Below are 16,751 nucleotides of genomic sequence, written 5' to 3'. Positions count from 1 at the left end.
AATAAGGGCTGCCATTCGTGGTGGCCCTTTTGTTTGATGAGCCACTCTTTTGAATAAGAGGCTGTTAGGTATGCGTTGTCGCCGGTATCCAACATTGTGCTATTAATCCTGCACGTTCGGGGCGGTTCTCCAGTGTTAGCCTACCCTGATGTAACTGGACAATACGGATAACAATGTTCAGTCCTAAGCCACTGCCTCCATAACGCTGGTCCATACGGCGAAATGCTTGGGTTAGTTCTCCCGCCTGTTCCTGCTTTATTCCTGGCCCTTCATCAATAACTTGCAGCACAGTACCTTGCATTTGTGTGGAGAGGTTGACTGAAATTTGGCTACCTACAGGGCTATAGCGGTGGGCATTTTCGACCAAATTGCGCAGCATCAAACGTAGTAATGTGGCATCACCCTGAGTTGATGCATGGGGAGGAAGTACCCACTGCAGAGTTTGCTGGCGAAGGGCGCACATTTCTTCAAGTTCTTCTTGTAACGGCTGCACTACATTTTCAATCCAGTCCAGTGTTTGATAAAGGCCGCTGGCAAAATTCTGCCCAGCTCTGGACAACATCAGCAATTGTTCAATGGTATGTATCAACAAATCAATGCGGCTAATCAGTGGCTTACTTTCGACAATGCCTTGCTGTTCCATTAGCTCAAGATGGAGCCGGATACCGGCAAGTGGCGTTCGCAGTTCATGTGCTGCATCGGCGGTAAACAGGCGTTCTTGTTGGATAGTGTTGGCCAGCCGAGATAACAGCTGATTGAGTGTTGAGGTGACGGAGACAATTTCTTGCATATCGCTGTTAACAACGACGGGAGTGAGGTTATCAGCCGAACGCTCTGCCAATTTTTGTTGTAGCTGGTCTAGCGGCCGGATAATCCAGCTGATCGCCCAGAAAGAGAGCAATAGGCTGATGGTCATCATGATAAGTGATGGTGCAAGCAATGAGGCAATGGCTTCTGCTATTTCGGTATCCACGCGCTCATTACGCACTTTTGCACTGAGTGTTTCATCGACCAAAAAACTGATTTGCTCTTGGCTTTCATGCCATAGCCAAAATGCGCTGATCAATTGGGTGGCCAACAATATTAATGCCAGCATTAAAATGAGACGCCGCCTCATACTGATCATCATAGGGTTTCCAGTCGATAGCCTATACCACGTACTGTTCGGATACGATCTTTGCCCAATTTGCGCCGAAGATTATGGATATGCACTTCCAGCGTATTGGATCCGAGATCATCGTTCCAAGTGTAGAGATCTTGTTGCAGTGTTTCACGATTGACTGTTTGACCCGCCCGCATAATTAGCCGCGAGAGAATGGCAAATTCTTTAGGGGTCACTTCCAGCGGTTGATCCTGCAAACACACTTGCTGTGTTGATAGATTAAGACTCAGGTCATCTTGCCGCACCAGATTGTCACTCTGGCCTTGATAGCGGCGAATTAATGCTCGTACACGGGCTAGCAACTCAGCAAGTGCAAAAGGCTTTATCAGATAATCATCAGCACCGGCATCTAGCCCATCAACCCGGTCTTCAAGTGCATCACGGGCGGTAAGGATCAATACCGGTAGCGTGACATTTTGGCGGCGCCATTGGCGCAGCAATACGGCACCATCTTGATCAGGTAAACCGAGATCGAGGATAACCATGCTGTACTGACTGGTCAGCAATAAACTGTGCGCTTGCGCCGCAGTGCTTGCACAATCACAGGCATAGCCCCCGCTGGTCAGCGCCATAGCTATTCCTTGTTGCAACAGTTCATCGTCTTCAACAATCAGTAGTTTCATCGTTCTCAGTTATTCTGATAAATGTCTTTATACAGGCGGCTTTCGAAACGTACTAAAGGCGCCCGGCGATTTTTTTGATCCTCAGGCGGTACAGCGTAGCCTGATAAGAATTGGACAAATGCCATGCGTTGCCCACTGGCGGTGGTAATGAACCCAGCCAGATTATACACGCCTTGTAGTGCCCCGGTTTTAGCTGACACTTTGCCATTAACCCCCGCTTCATGTAGTCCACCACGATAACGTAATGTACCATCGTAGCCTGATAACGGCAGCATTGAGATAAAGTTAAGCTCTTGATCATGCTGCGCAATATACTGCAATGCCTGCATCATAGTGGCCGGGGAAATTAGGTTATGACGTGATAAACCTGAGCCATCGACAACAATGCTGTTCCCCAGATCAACCCCGGCTTTCTGACGTAGAACCTGACGCACAGCATCCGCACCTGCACGCCATGTTCCTGGCACCCCAAAACGTTGATGACCAATAGTCCTGAACACAGTATCGGCAATCATATTGTCAGACTTTTTCAGCATGATTTTCAGTAAGTCATGCAGCGGTGCCGATTGAGCTTGCGCTAATACATTTCCTGCGGCATTTGGTGTCGTTTGACGGCGTAAACTTCCATCAATTTGGATCTCTGCTTTCTTCAACTCATCTTTCAAAATAGCCCCGGCATAGCTGGCACCATTTTGTATAGCAAAAGCCAATGGTAGAGGTTCGCTACGCTGTGTTAAGCAACCGGTCAATGTAAACCGATTTAATTCACCGGGAACGACATCTAATTCGCAATATTGCGCGTCAGGTGAACCTTTGGCTAAGGTGCGAACTTCACTGAACATCTGCACTGGATAATAGGAGGCAACTCGGATAAATGCCATGTCACCAGGATTCGGCGCGCTGTAGAGAGAGACGGAAAAGCAGTTACGATCGACAATAGCTGCCGCCGGTGGCGCGCTGAAGCACTGTGTCATATCGTTCCATGGCCAACCAGGGGCTTTGTCATGACTGGCAAAAACTGACGTATCAATGATCAAATCGCCCGCTATTTGCTTTATACCTGCTTTTCTTAGTGTCGCTACCATATTACGCAACTGCTGGCGTGTTAAAGTGGGGTCGCCATCAAAACGTGCAATTAAATTGCCACGCAATACGCCATCGGTGATCGTACCGTGGCTTTCCAATGTGGTATTGAAACGAAAATCAGGACCAAGCTGTAGCAATGCGGCCAGCGCAGTCAGGACTTTTTGCGTACTGGCAGGTAAGGCCATTTGCTGGGCGTGATAGTCTATTACGGGGGTTGTAGCCCCGATTTTTTGTACAACTAACGCAAGATTTGCCCCATCAGGCAGATATTGTGTGTAATTCTCAACCTGAGCCGCATTGGCGTTAGATATGCTGATATTGAGAGCAAAAGCACAGGCCAATCCACTGACAATTCGTGAAAAATGCATAATTTCGGTATAACTGCTGAATAACGTGTTGCCATACTACGGTGCAACGAGGGCGAAAGTAAACGATGACCCTAAAGGAACTCTACGTTAAAATGCATATCAAAATGCAAAATTGATCCTGACTTGGGGTTTTGGCTCCGGGGGAATTTTTTTTGTTTATCGCCTGGAGGCGGGTAGGGTAGCAGGCTAACCGCATTTTCATTCGAAGACGTTAGGATGACGGTTTTTTGAACAGGATAGATTTAGAGGTATTTAAAAGATGAAACAGATTCCGATGACGGTACGTGGCGCAGATAAACTGCGTGAAGAATTGGATTATTTAAAGGGCGTTCGTCGGCCTAAAATTATTTCTGATATCGCTGATGCCCGTGAACATGGCGATTTAAAAGAAAATGCTGAATATCATGCAGCCCGCGAGCAACAAGGGTTTTGTGAAGGTCGTATTCAAGAAATAGAAGCCAAGCTTTCTAATGCACAGGTGATTGATATCACCAAAATGCCAAATAATGGCCGCGTTATTTTTGGTGCCACAGTGCGTGTATTAAATGTGGATACTGAAGAAGAACAGCAATACCGGATTGTGGGTGATGACGAAGCTGATTTTAAACAAAATCTTATTTCGGTTAATTCACCAATTGCGCGTGGCTTGATTGGTAAAGAAGTCGATGACGTGGTTGTTATTCGTACTCCAGGCGGCGAAGTAGAATATGAAATTCTTAATGTAGATTATGTGTAATACTTGCTCAATTGAAGATTAAGTACACATTTTTTATAAGAAATGAAGTTGTAAAGAAAAGTAAAAGGCCGCTTGCGGCCTTTTATCAGAACAAAGTGCATGGCACCTTTTCTCTAAAACAAGCGTCATTAACGCGGTAAAATAATTTTGCGCTCTTTTGCTGGGCGATAGAGCACTAAAATATTACCGATAATTTGGACGTTAACGGCACCGGTTTCACGCACGATGGCATCAGCAATTAGGGCTTTGGTTTCACGCTCTTCAGCAGTGATCTTCACCTTAATAAGTTCATGATGTTCCAGCGTTTGTTCGATTTCAGCCAGCACCCCTTCGGTTAACCCGTTATTGCCCAGCATGACTACTGGTTTTAACGGATGGGCCAAGCTTTTCAGGTGCTGTTTTTGTTTGTTATTCAGATTCATCGTCTTTTTTGCTTAAGTTGGGATTGAAAACGGTTCATTCTACCGCCATCTCATGTGTATCACCAAATCGGTCTACGCCGAGAGGGAGTTTACGCGAGCTAAGTAATAGATGCGCGGGCTCTTAATTAAGATAGTTGGAAAAAGAGATGTCTAATAAAAAGCGTTCGGCTAGCTCCAGTCGCTGGTTACAAGAACACTTTAGCGATAAATATGTCATTCAGGCGCAGAAAAAGGGGCTACGCTCTCGCGCCTGGTTTAAACTTGATGAAATACAACAGAGCGATAAAATTTTTAAACCGGGTATGACCGTGGTGGATTTAGGTGCCGCACCTGGTGGTTGGTCTCAATATGTTGTAACCCAAATCGGCGGTAAAGGGCGGATCATCGCATGTGATCTTCTACCAATGGATCCTATTGTTGGTGTCGATTTCCTTCAGGGCGATTTTCGTGATGAACTGGTCCTGAAAGCTTTACTTGAGCGTGTTGGGGATAAAAAAGTTCAGGTGGTCATGTCTGATATGGCCCCGAATATGAGTGGTACTCCGGCAGTCGATATACCTAAATCAATGTATCTGGTTGAATTAGCTTTAGATATGTGTCGTGATGTACTTGCACCAGGCGGAAGTTTCCTGGTGAAGGTGTTCCAGGGAGATGGCTTTGATGAATACCTACGGGAAATTCGCTCCCTGTTTACGAAAGTTAAGATTCGTAAGCCAGACGCTTCTCGTGCGCGATCGCGTGAAGTGTACATTGTAGCGACAGGGCGGAAACTGTAGTACCCTAACGCTGTTTGTTAACACAGTTGTAATATGAGGTTAATCCCTTGAGTGACATGGCGAAAAACCTAATTCTCTGGTTAGTTATTGCAGTCGTACTGATGTCTGTATTCCAGAGCTTTGGACCCAGCGAATCGAATGGCCGTAGAGTGGATTACTCTACTTTCATGTCCGATGTAACCCAAGAACAGGTTCGTGAAGCACGTATCAATGGACGTGAAATTAACGTTAGTAAGAAAGATAACAGCAAATATACGACTTTCATTCCGGTCAACGATCCAAAGCTGTTAGATACCTTATTGACTAAAAATGTGAAAGTTGTTGGCGAGCCACCGGAAGAGCCGAGCTTGCTGGCTTCTATCTTTATTTCCTGGTTCCCAATGCTGTTGCTGATTGGGGTCTGGATCTTCTTTATGCGTCAAATGCAGGGCGGTGGCGGCAAAGGGGCTATGTCCTTTGGCAAGAGCAAAGCTCGCATGCTGACAGAAGATCAGATAAAAACCTCTTTTGCTGATGTTGCTGGTTGCGACGAAGCAAAAGAAGAAGTCAGTGAATTGGTTGAATACCTGCGCGAGCCAAGCCGTTTCCAGAAACTGGGCGGTAAGATTCCGAAAGGCGTGTTGATGGTTGGTCCTCCGGGGACCGGTAAAACCTTGCTGGCGAAAGCCATCGCAGGTGAAGCTAAAGTGCCATTCTTCACTATTTCCGGTTCTGACTTCGTAGAAATGTTCGTTGGTGTGGGTGCATCCCGTGTCCGTGACATGTTTGAACAGGCGAAGAAAGCTGCACCTTGTATCATCTTTATTGATGAAATTGATGCGGTAGGCCGTCAGCGTGGCGCTGGTCTGGGTGGTGGTCACGATGAACGCGAACAGACTCTGAACCAAATGTTGGTTGAGATGGATGGCTTTGAAGGCAATGAAGGCATCATCGTCATCGCAGCAACCAACCGTCCAGACGTTCTTGACCCAGCGTTATTACGTCCAGGCCGTTTCGACCGTCAGGTTGTCGTTGGTTTACCGGATGTCCGTGGCCGTGAACAGATTCTGAAAGTTCACATGCGCCGCGTGCCACTAGATATCGATATTGATGCTTCAGTCATCGCTCGTGGTACACCAGGGTTCTCTGGTGCTGACTTGGCTAACCTGGTAAACGAAGCGGCACTGTTTGCTGCTCGCGGTAACAAGCGCGTCGTTTCAATGGTCGAGTTTGAGAAAGCGAAAGACAAAATTATGATGGGTGCGGAACGTCGCTCCATGGTAATGACAGAAGCACAGAAAGAATCTACGGCATACCATGAAGCAGGGCATGCGATTATCGGTCGTTTGGTTCCTGAACATGATCCAGTACATAAAGTGACCATTATTCCACGTGGTCGTGCATTGGGTGTGACATTCTTCCTTCCGGAAGGTGATGCTATCAGTGCTAGTCGTCAGAAACTGGAAAGCCAGATCTCCACTTTGTATGGTGGTCGTCTTGCTGAAGAAATCATTTACGGCCCGGAAAAAGTCTCTACCGGCGCATCAAATGATATCAAAGTAGCTACGTCTATTGCGCGTAACATGGTGACACAGTGGGGCTTCTCCGAGAAATTGGGGCCGTTGCTGTATGCTGAAGAAGAGGGTGAGGTATTCCTTGGCCGTTCTGTCGCGAAAGCGAAGCATATGTCCGATGAAACCGCGCGTATTATCGATCAGGAAGTTAAATTACTTATTGAGCGTAACTACCAACGTGCACGTAAGTTGCTGTTGGAAAACATGGATGTATTGCACTCCATGAAAGATGCGCTGATGAAGTATGAAACGATTGATGCACCACAGATTGATGATTTGATGAATCGTAAAGAAGTCCGCCCGCCAGCGGGTTGGGATGATGCGAACAAAAATAAATCATCTGACAACGACAGTACGCCAAAAGCGCCTACGCCGGTTGATGAACCGCGTACCCCAACGCCAGGCAATACAATGTCAGAACAGTTGGGCGATAAGTAAGTCTGCTGTTGGCATCTAAAAGCGTTGTGATTAATATAAACCCCGGGCTTGCTCGGGGTTTTTCTTTTTCTGTTGTATAGATTCAAAGTAAATAACCACATTAAGGCGCTATTGCATGAAATTAATGGCCAGAGATCGTGTTTTGGATCTCACTCATCCACAGGTAATGGGTATTTTGAATGTCACTCCAGACTCGTTTTCGGATGGCGGACATCACAATAATCTTGATAAAGCGCTGCAACATGCTCAACTGATGTTATCTGAAGGTGCTACTCTGATTGATATTGGCGGTGAATCCACACGCCCCGGGGCTGCTGAAGTCAGTGAGCAAGAAGAGCTTGACCGAGTAGTGCCTGTGGTAGAGGCATTGGCAAAACGTTTTGATGTTTGGTTATCGGTTGATACGTCAAAAGCTGCTGTTATCACCGAATCGGCCCGTGCTGGCGCTCACTTAATCAATGATATCCGCTCCTTGCAAGAACCCGGTGCGCTTGACGCCGCAGTAAAAGCTGGGCTGCCGGTATGCCTGATGCACATGCAAGGGCAACCACAAAGTATGCAGCAGTCTCCTCATTACGATGACTTAATGGCCGATGTAAATCAGTTCTTTGAGCATCATATCGAACGTTGTGTTGCGGCTGGCATCGCAAAAAGTAAATTGTTACTCGACCCAGGCTTCGGTTTCGGTAAAAATCTGGCGCATAATTATCAATTATTGGCGCGTCTGGCTGAACTTCACCACTTTGGGTTGCCACTCTTGGTGGGGATGTCGCGAAAATCGATGGTAGGCCAGCTATTGAATGTCCCGCCGAAACAGCGGGTCATCGGGAGTGTCGCTTGCGCTGTTATTGCTGCAATGCAAGGCGCGCAAATTGTCAGAGTGCATGATGTCAAAGAAACTGTCGAGGCGATGCGTATCGTCGAGGCAACACTTTCAGCGAAGGGATAAACATAAATTATGAGCAACCGTAAATACTTTGGTACAGATGGCATTCGCGGCAAAGTGGGTGACAGCCCGATTACGCCAGATTTTGTATTAAAGCTCGGCTGGGCCGCCGGTAAGGTTCTGGCCAGACATGGTTCTCGTAAAATTATTATTGGGAAAGATACGCGTATTTCTGGCTACATGCTGGAATCCGCACTTGAGGCTGGTTTGGCTGCTGCTGGGCTATCTGCTTCATTTACTGGCCCCATGCCAACACCTGCAGTGGCTTATCTGACCCGAACTTTTCGCGCGGAAGCCGGTATCGTTATTTCGGCATCTCATAACCCTTTCTACGACAACGGCATTAAATTCTTCTCAATAGACGGCACTAAACTGCCAGATGATGTGGAAGAGGCGATTGAAGCCGAGATGGAAAAACCCTTAACCTGCGTAGAATCTGCAGAATTGGGTAAAGCAAACCGTATCGTTGATGCCGCGGGGCGTTACATTGAGTTTTGCAAAGGAACATTCCCAAGTGAACTCAACCTGAACGACATGAAAATTGTGGTGGATTGTGCCAATGGAGCAACCTACCACATTGCGCCAAGTGTATTACGCGAATTAGGTGCAACAGTGATTACCATCGGGTGTGAACCTGATGGGATGAACATTAACGAGAAATGTGGTGCAACAGACGTTCGTCTGCTGCAAGAGCGCGTATTAGCTGAAAAGGCCGATGTCGGTTTGGCATTTGACGGTGACGGCGATCGGCTGATGATGGTTGATCACTTGGGTAATAAAGTTGATGGTGACCAGATTCTTTATATTATCGCGCGTGAGGGGCTTCGTCAGGGGCAGCTAAAAGGTGGTGCCGTTGGCACACTGATGAGCAATATGGGGCTGCAATTGGCGCTGAAAGAGTTGGGTATTCCTTTTGTGCGAGCTAAAGTCGGTGACCGCTACGTGCTGGAAGCCATGCAGGAAAAAGGCTGGCGTATTGGGGCTGAAAACTCGGGCCATGTGATCTTGTTGGATAAAACAACGACCGGTGACGGTATCGTGGCTGGTTTGCAGGTACTCACTGCTATGGTACGTAACCATATGAGCCTGCATGATCTGTGTAGCGGTATGAAGTTATTGCCACAAATTTTAGTGAATGTGCGCTTCTCTGGTGAACATAATCCATTGAAATCAGACACCGTGGAAGAAGTGACCCGTCAGGTTGAAAAAGAGCTGGGCGATCGTGGCAGGGTTCTGCTGCGTAAATCAGGTACAGAGCCATTAATCCGAGTCATGGTAGAAGGTGATGCGGAAGAAACACTGATTACTGAAATGGCGAATCGAATTGCCGATGCAGTGAAAGCGGCGGGTTAATTATTTTTTAAGGGGAAGGGCATCGCTCTTCCCCTGTAAATTATGCTGAAGTTGAATAACTTGACGCTTTTTTCCGCAAATAAACCTCTGTTGTGAAATTGCCCTTGCGTGTACTAGACGCTTTGGTTAGTATTCACACCCGCTTAAGTGGGTGAATAAGTCCCCGCTTGATGGGTGAGAAGCATTTGGCATGCGGTGAACCCGCAAGGATACAGGTACAACTATGTACGAAGCTCTTCTGGTGATTTTCTTGCTGATTTCGATTGGGCTGGTTGCTCTGATCATGTTACAGCAAGGCAAAGGCGCGGATATGGGAGCCTCATTCGGAGCAGGTGCTTCTGCAACTCTGTTCGGTTCGAATGGTTCCGGTAACTTCATGACTCGCATGACGGCTGTATTGGCGACGCTGTTTTTCGTCATTAGCTTGATTCTGGGCAACATGAGCACCAACCAGGGCAATAAAGGTAGTGAATGGGAAAATCTGGGTCAGCCTGCAAAAACTGAGCAGACTACAGCACCTGTTGCTCCGACTACGCCGAGTAGTGATATCCCGCAGTAATGTTTCAAAAGAAGTTGTAAGAAATAGAAAGAAAGTTTTAAAGTGGTTGTAGTGACTTAAATAGTAAATACAACCAGTTAAATCAGTGCCGGGGTGGTGGAATTGGTAGACACGCTACCTTGAGGTGGTAGTGCCCGATTGGGCTTACGGGTTCAAGTCCCGTCCTCGGTACCAAGTCAGATAGATAACTTGCTTTTTTGTCGTTATCAACGTAATATTTGCCACGTTTTCGGACGCGGGGTGGAGCAGCCTGGTAGCTCGTCGGGCTCATAACCCGAAGGTCGTCGGTTCAAATCCGGCCCCCGCAACCACTTTCCTAAAGTGTTTTTTTTCAAATGTTGTATTCGGTAGACCTCAGATACTTTCGATTTCAATTTGAAAAAAATACTTGTCAGAAAGTTGTACCGAAGCCGCTTTGCGGCAAACAGGGTCCAGTTGCATAAAGCCCCGAATTTCGGGGTTTTTTGTTATTTGACAGCAGAATCACTGGGCTATTAGGCCCTTTTTTTATGTCTTGGGGGTGGGCTTGTCCACATTAGAACAAAAGTTAACAGAGATAATTTCAGCACCGGTTGAGGCCTTAGGCTATGAATTAGTCGGCATCGAATTCATCCGGGGGCGCCAATCGACGCTACGAATCTATATTGATAGTGACGACGGAATCACTGTTGATGCTTGTGCTGATGTCAGCCACCAGGTCAGCGCTGTATTGGACGTAGAAGATCCGATTACGGTCGCTTACAACTTAGAAGTTTCCTCTCCGGGCCTTGATCGCCCAATGTTCACTGCTGAACACTATACTCGTTACCTTGGTGAAGAAGTCACTTTGGTTTTGCGTATGGCGATGCAGAACCGCCGTAAATGGCAGGGCATTATCAAAGCCGTTGATGGTGAAATGATCACGGTTACTGTGGATGGAAAAGATGAAGTGTTCGCGCTGAGCAACATCCAGAAAGCGAACCTGGTACCCCACTTTTAAAGTTTGGATGAGGCAACTAGGATGAACAAAGAGATTCTGGCTGTTGTAGAAGCAGTTTCCAATGAGAAATCCCTTCCGCGCGAGAAGATTTTTGAGGCGTTGGAAACCGCTCTAGCGACAGCGACCAAGAAAAAATACGAACAAGAAATTGAAGTTCGCGTCAGCATTGACCGTAAAACAGGTGATTTCGACACTTTCCGTCGCTGGGTCGCTGTTGACGAAGTCACGATGCCAACACGTGAAATCACATTAGAAGCAGCTCAGTTTGAAGACCCTTCGCTTCAGTTAGGCGATTATGTTGAAGACCAAATTGAATCTGTCACTTTTGACCGCATAACAACTCAAACGGCCAAGCAAGTTATCGTACAAAAAGTACGTGAAGCTGAACGCGCTATGGTTGTTGAACAGTTCCGCCAATACTTGGGCGAGATTGTGACCGGGACAGTGAAAAAAGTTAACCGTGACAGTATTGCACTGGATCTGGGGAATAATGCTGAAGCCGTTATTGGTCGTGAAGACATGCTGCCGCGTGAAAACTTCCGTCCAGGCGACCGTATCCGTGGTGTTCTGTATGACGTGCGCCCAGAAGCTCGCGGCGCTCAGTTGTTCGTCAGCCGTTCGCGCCCTGAAATGCTGGTTGAACTGTTCCGCATTGAAGTGCCAGAAATTGGCGAAGAATTGATCGAAATTAAAGCAGCTGCTCGTGACCCGGGTTCGCGTGCTAAAATTGCGGTTAAAACCAACGACAAACGTATTGACCCAGTCGGTGCTTGTGTTGGTATGCGTGGTGCCCGTGTTCAAGCTGTCTCCAGCGAACTTGGCGGTGAGCGCATTGATATTGTATTGTGGGATGATAATCCAGCCCAGTTTGTTATTAATGCCATGGCGCCAGCTGATGTTGCGTCAATTGTGGTTGATGAAGACAAACACACGATGGATGTTGCCGTTGAAGCCAGTAACCTGGCACAGGCAATCGGCCGTAATGGCCAGAACGTGCGTTTAGCTGCACAGCTAAGTGGCTGGGAACTGAACGTAATGACGGCGGACGATCTTCAGGCGAAGCATCAGGCCGAGGCTCATGCCGCTATTGATACCTTCACCAAATATCTTGATATCGATGAGGACTTTGCCACCGTTCTGGTAGAGGAAGGTTTCTCTTCTCTAGAAGAATTGGCTTATGTGCCAATGAAAGAACTTCTGGAAATCGATGGTCTTGACGAAGATACGGTTGAAGCGCTGCGTGATCGCGCCAAAGCTGCATTGACCACGCTGGCCCTGGCACAAGAAGAAAGTCTTGGCGACCAAAAACCCGCTGATGATCTGCTGAATTTAGCGGGTCTGGAACGTAGCATGGCATTCAAATTAGCTGCGCGCGGTGTGTGTACGCTGGAAGATCTTGCCGAGCAGGGTATCGACGATCTGGCAGATATTGAAGGGCTTAGTGATGAGCAAGCCGGCGAGCTGATTATGGCCGCACGTAATATCTGTTGGTTTGGCGATAACGCGTAATAAACTGTAGCAGGAAGGAACAGCATGACAGATGTAACCGTAAAATCGCTGGCAGCTGAGATTCAGACCCCAGTTGATCGCCTGGTACAGCAATTTGCTGATGCAGGGATCAAGAAGTCTGACGTAGACTCAGTTACCCAGCAAGAAAAAGAAACATTGCTGGCACACTTAAACCGTGAACACGGTAGTGCGCCTAATAAACTCACGCTGCAACGCAAAACGCGTAGCACCTTGAATATTCCGAGCACCGGCGGAAAAAGTAAATCGGTGCAAATAGAGGTCCGCAAGAAACGCACTTATGTAAATACGCCGGAAGCTGAACAAGCGAAAGCGGAAGAGCAGGCACAGCGTGAAGCGGAAGAGCAGGCACAACGTGAAGCGGAAGCAGCAGCGCAGAAAATCGCTGAAGAAAAAGCTAAACGTGCGGCCGAAGAACAAGCCAAACGTGAGGCCGCTGAAAAAGCTAAACGCCAAGCAGCGGAAAAAGAAAAAGTGACGAATCAACAAACCGACGAAAAAACCAAGCCAGCTCAGACCGATAAAGCACGCCGTGAAGCGGAAGCTGCCGAGCTGAAACGCTCAGTAGAAGAAGAAACGCGCCGTAAGGTCGAGGAAGACGCGAAACGCGTTGCTGAGGAAGCCCGTAAAATGGCAGCCGAAAACGAAGGTAAATGGCCAGAGCCTGTGACTGAGCAGACTGAATCAGCTGATTACCATGTAACCACTTCACAACATGCGCGCGCCGCGGAAGATGAAAACGACGCCAAAGTTGAAGGTGATCGCCGTAGCCGTACTCGTGGTGGTAAAGCAACTAAGCAGAAGAAAGGTAATAAACTTTCTGAGTCTAAAGCTGATCGCGAAGAAGCACGTGCAGTTGGCCGTAAAGGCAAACGTAAACCAAGCACCTTGCAACAGAGCTTCAACAAGCCTGTTGTAGCCGTTAACCGTGATGTTGTTATTGGCGAAACGGTAACTGTGGCTGAATTGGCAAACAAAATGGCTGTTAAAGGCTCTCAGGTCATCAAAGCGATGATGAAACTGGGCGCAATGGCAACCATTAACCAGGTTATCGATCAGGAAACAGCGCAGCTGGTTGCTGAAGAGATGGGCCACAAAGTGATTCTACGTCGTGAAAACGAACTGGAAGAAGCACTGATGAGTGACCGTGATACTGGCGCTGAAGCCGCAGCAGAGCATCGCGCTCCAGTTGTGACCATCATGGGCCACGTTGACCACGGTAAAACCTCTCTGCTCGATTACATCCGCTCCACGAAAGTGGCGTCAGGTGAAGCCGGTGGTATTACTCAGCATATCGGTGCTTATCACGTTGAAACTGAAAACGGCATGATCACCTTCCTGGATACCCCAGGACACGCCGCATTTACTTCAATGCGTGCTCGCGGTGCTCAAGCGACTGATATCGTGGTGCTGGTTGTTGCAGCCGACGATGGCGTGATGCCACAGACTATCGAAGCTATTCAGCATGCTAAAGCCGCGAATGTGCCGGTTGTGGTTGCTGTGAACAAAATCGATAAGCCAGAAGCTGATCCAGACCGCGTTAAAACCGAACTGTCTCAGTACGGTATCCAGCCAGAAGAGTGGGGCGGTGAGTCTCAGTTCATCAACGTATCAGCGAAAGCCGGTATCGGTATTGATGAATTGCTGAACGCCATCTTGCTGCAAGCTGAAGTACTGGAGCTGAAAGCTGTTCGTACTGGCATGGCAAGCGGTGTAGTTATCGAATCCTTCTTGGATAAAGGCCGTGGCCCTGTTGCTACAGTGCTGGTTCAACAAGGTACACTGAACAAAGGCGATATCGTACTGTGTGGCTTTGAGTATGGCCGTGTGCGTGCGATGCGTGACGAGCTGGGTCGTGATATCACGTCTGCGGGTCCGTCTATTCCAGTTGAAATTCTGGGCCTGTCCAGTGTTCCGGCTGCGGGTGATGAAGTTACCGTTGTTCGTGACGAGAAAAAAGCGCGTGAAGTTGCACTGTATCGTCAGGGTAAATTCCGTGAAGTTAAGCTGGCTCGTCAGCAGAAATCTAAACTGGAAAACATGTTTGCTAACATGACCGAAGGTGAAGTTTCTGAACTGAACATCGTTATCAAGTCAGACGTTCAAGGTTCTTGTGAAGCCATCTGTGATTCACTGGAAAAACTGTCTACCGATGAAGTGAAAGTCCGTATTGTGGGTTCAGGCGTCGGTGGTATCACCGAAACTGACGCAACGCTGGCTGCGGCTTCTGGTGCAATCATCCTTGGCTTTAACGTTCGTGCTGACGCTTCAGCGCGTCGCGTCGTTGAAACCGAAGGCTTGGATCTGCGTTACTACTCAGTGATTTATAGCCTGATCGACGAAGTTAAACAGGCAATGAGTGGTATGCTGGCACCTGAGTACAAACAACAAATCATTGGTCTGGCTGAAGTTCGTGATGTGTTTAAATCACCGAAATTTGGTGCCATTGCTGGTTGTATGGTTACTGAAGGTGTGATTAAGCGTAACAATCCAATCCGTGTTCTGCGTGACAACGTGGTTATCTATGAAGGCGAGCTGGAATCTCTGCGCCGCTTCAAAGATGACGTTAACGAAGTCCGTAATGGTATGGAATGTGGTATCGGCGTTAAGAACTACAATGACGTCCGTGCTGGTGATGTGATCGAAGTCTTCGAAATTATCGAAATCAAACGTACCATCGCTTAACCACCTCTGATTTGCTTATATCAATTTGGGGGGCCTTGGCCCCCCAAATTGTCTGGAGAATCCAAATGGCAAAAGAATTCAGCCGTTCTCAGCGTGTTTCACAGGAAATGCAGAAAGAGATCGCACTTATCCTACAGCGTGAAATCAAAGACCCTCGTGTTGGCATGGCTACTGTGTCCGGCATCGAGTTATCTCGTGATTTGGCTTACGCTAAAGTCTTTGTGACCTTCTTGAACGTGTTAACGGATAAAGCTGATCCGGATACAGTCAAAAACGGCATTAAAGCACTGCAAGATGCCTCCGGCTATATCCGCACTCTGCTGGGTAAAGCGATGCGTCTGCGTATCGTGCCAGAACTGACTTTCGCTTATGACAACTCTTTGATTGAAGGGATGCGGATGTCTAACTTGGTGACTAACGTCATCAAAAATGATGTAGAGCGTCAGGTTAATCCAGGTAGCGACGAGGAGAAGTAATGGGGCGTCCACGTCGTCGCGGCCGTGACATTAACGGCGTTCTGTTATTGGATAAGCCGCTGGGCCTCTCCTCTAATGATGTTTTACAGAAAGTGAAACGTCTCTTTAGCGCTAACCGTGCAGGCCATACCGGTGCACTCGATCCATTGGCGACCGGTATGTTGCCTATCTGTCTGGGTGAAGCGACCAAATTTTCCCAATTTTTGCTCGATTCAGATAAACGTTATCGGGTTGTGGCGCGTTTAGGGCAACGTACTGATACTTCGGATGCCGAAGGTGCGTTAATCAGCGAGCGGGAAGTCAACGTGACTCAGGCTCAGATGGATGCTGCTCTAGACAGTTTCCGTGGCGACACTCAACAAGTGCCGTCGATGTATTCTGCACTGAAGCATCAGGGCAAGCCACTGTATGAGTACGCTCGTCAGGGGATTGAAGTAGAACGTGAAGCCCGCAATATTACCGTTTACGAACTGCTGTTTATCCGCTGGGAAGGCAATGATCTTGAGCTGGAAATCCATTGCTCTAAAGGGACTTACATTCGCACAATCATCGACGATTTGGGTGAATTGTTAGGTTGTGGTGCCCATGTGAGTTATCTGCGTCGGTTGCAAGTTGCCACTTATCCAAGTGACCGGATGGTGACTTTAGAGCAGTTGGCGGCGATCGTGGAAAAAGCGCAGGCAGAAGAGCGCTCACCTAATCCTGAACTGGATTTATTGCTACTGCCGATGGACAGTGCCGTCTTAAACTTCCCTGAAGTCAACTTGTTACCGGCGGTTGCTGCCTATGTAAAACAAGGGCAGCCAGTACATGTTTCCGGTGCACCAAGTGAAGGCATGGTCCGTATCACTGAAGGCGAAGAGCGTAATTTCATTGGTATTGGCACGATTGCAGAAGATGGTCGAGTCGCGCCGAAGCGTTTGGTGGTGGAATACGCGGAGTAAGTCCAAGCGGCCTATCTTGCGATCCCACGGCTCAAAGAGTAGAATAGTGCGGCTTACATATTGGGTTGCTGAATTAGAGATCGGCGCCTGTCTTAATTTATCTATATATTTGGAGTTG

Annotated in this window: 15 protein-coding genes and 2 tRNA genes; 13 read left to right on the top strand and 4 right to left on the bottom strand. The window is 47.8% G+C overall.

Going from position 1 to position 16,751, the window contains the following annotated elements; genetic code table 11:
- Window positions 1-64: 64 nt before the first annotated feature.
- Genes pmrB through dacB form a run of 3 tightly spaced genes read right to left on the bottom strand, consistent with a single transcriptional unit; the run spans window position 65 to window position 3,239 of the window.
- Entirely contained in the window at window positions 65-1,126 is a 1,062-nt protein-coding gene (gene pmrB, locus ACIOG0_RS19395; protein WP_050295961.1) for a two-component system sensor histidine kinase PmrB, read from the bottom strand.
- A complete protein-coding gene (gene pmrA / locus ACIOG0_RS19390; protein ID WP_050099838.1) occupies window positions 1,126-1,785 on the bottom strand; it encodes a two-component system response regulator PmrA in 660 nt (219 codons plus the stop codon). Before pmrA ends, pmrB begins: the two co-directional genes overlap by 1 nt.
- 5 nt (window positions 1,786-1,790) lie before the next feature.
- Window positions 1,791-3,239, bottom strand: a complete 1,449-nt coding sequence (dacB, locus tag ACIOG0_RS19385) for a serine-type D-Ala-D-Ala carboxypeptidase (RefSeq protein ID WP_050099840.1) — start codon at window positions 3,237-3,239, stop codon at window positions 1,791-1,793.
- Window positions 3,240-3,498: 259 nt separating this feature from the next.
- Here dacB and greA point away from each other — a divergent pair, with 259 nt between their 5' ends.
- Window positions 3,499-3,975, top strand: a complete 477-nt coding sequence (gene greA, locus ACIOG0_RS19380) for a transcription elongation factor GreA (protein WP_050099842.1) — start codon at window positions 3,499-3,501, stop codon at window positions 3,973-3,975.
- Between the two features lie 128 nt (window positions 3,976-4,103).
- Here greA and yhbY read toward each other — a convergent pair whose 3' ends face one another.
- Window positions 4,104-4,397 (bottom strand): ribosome assembly RNA-binding protein YhbY, encoded by a 294-nt coding sequence (gene yhbY, locus ACIOG0_RS19375; protein WP_004389225.1) that lies wholly within the window; start codon window positions 4,395-4,397, stop codon window positions 4,104-4,106.
- A gap of 146 nt (window positions 4,398-4,543) precedes the next feature.
- Between yhbY and rlmE the strand changes: the two genes are divergently transcribed.
- From rlmE to truB, 12 genes are all read left to right on the top strand, one after another.
- Window positions 4,544-5,173 (top strand): 23S rRNA (uridine(2552)-2'-O)-methyltransferase RlmE, encoded by a 630-nt coding sequence (gene rlmE, locus ACIOG0_RS19370; RefSeq protein ID WP_050075677.1) that lies wholly within the window; start codon window positions 4,544-4,546, stop codon window positions 5,171-5,173.
- Between the two features lie 56 nt (window positions 5,174-5,229).
- Window positions 5,230-7,164: an ATP-dependent zinc metalloprotease FtsH gene (ftsH, locus tag ACIOG0_RS19365; protein ID WP_050099844.1), complete on the top strand. Its 1,935-nt coding sequence runs from the start codon at window positions 5,230-5,232 to the stop codon at window positions 7,162-7,164.
- Between the two features lie 115 nt (window positions 7,165-7,279).
- Complete coding sequence (gene folP / locus ACIOG0_RS19360) at window positions 7,280-8,113, top strand: dihydropteroate synthase (protein ID WP_128451311.1); 834 nt, start codon at window positions 7,280-7,282, stop codon at window positions 8,111-8,113.
- A gap of 9 nt (window positions 8,114-8,122) precedes the next feature.
- Window positions 8,123-9,463, top strand: coding sequence for a phosphoglucosamine mutase (gene glmM, locus ACIOG0_RS19355; protein WP_050099847.1), 1,341 nt, complete (start codon window positions 8,123-8,125; stop codon window positions 9,461-9,463).
- 223 nt (window positions 9,464-9,686) lie between these two features.
- Complete coding sequence (gene secG, locus ACIOG0_RS19350) at window positions 9,687-10,022, top strand: preprotein translocase subunit SecG (protein WP_050099849.1); 336 nt, start codon at window positions 9,687-9,689, stop codon at window positions 10,020-10,022.
- 87 nt (window positions 10,023-10,109) lie between these two features.
- Window positions 10,110-10,196 (top strand) — tRNA-Leu (locus ACIOG0_RS19345).
- A 60-nt stretch (window positions 10,197-10,256) separates the two neighbouring features.
- A tRNA-Met gene (locus ACIOG0_RS19340) sits at window positions 10,257-10,333 on the top strand.
- Window positions 10,334-10,548: 215 nt separating this feature from the next.
- Entirely contained in the window at window positions 10,549-11,001 is a 453-nt protein-coding gene (gene rimP / locus ACIOG0_RS19335) for a ribosome maturation factor RimP (RefSeq protein ID WP_002222054.1), read from the top strand.
- A 21-nt stretch (window positions 11,002-11,022) separates the two neighbouring features.
- Window positions 11,023-12,510, top strand: a complete 1,488-nt coding sequence (nusA, locus tag ACIOG0_RS19330; RefSeq protein WP_050099851.1) for a transcription termination factor NusA — start codon at window positions 11,023-11,025, stop codon at window positions 12,508-12,510.
- Window positions 12,511-12,534: 24 nt separating this feature from the next.
- Window positions 12,535-15,213: a translation initiation factor IF-2 gene (gene infB, locus ACIOG0_RS19325; protein ID WP_050099853.1), complete on the top strand. Its 2,679-nt coding sequence runs from the start codon at window positions 12,535-12,537 to the stop codon at window positions 15,211-15,213.
- 65 nt (window positions 15,214-15,278) lie between these two features.
- The gene (gene rbfA / locus ACIOG0_RS19320) at window positions 15,279-15,689 is read left to right on the top strand and encodes a 30S ribosome-binding factor RbfA (protein ID WP_050099854.1); all 411 of its coding nucleotides are present in this window, start codon (window positions 15,279-15,281) and stop codon (window positions 15,687-15,689) included.
- Entirely contained in the window at window positions 15,689-16,633 is a 945-nt protein-coding gene (truB, locus tag ACIOG0_RS19315) for a tRNA pseudouridine(55) synthase TruB (protein WP_050295928.1), read from the top strand. Before rbfA ends, truB begins: the two co-directional genes overlap by 1 nt.
- Window positions 16,634-16,751 lie beyond the last annotated feature (118 nt).

This window comes from Yersinia vastinensis (assembly GCF_044905075.1).
Taxonomy (GTDB): Bacteria; Pseudomonadota; Gammaproteobacteria; order Enterobacterales; family Enterobacteriaceae; genus Yersinia; species Yersinia vastinensis.
This window is presented reverse-complemented; position numbering and strand designations above follow the sequence as displayed.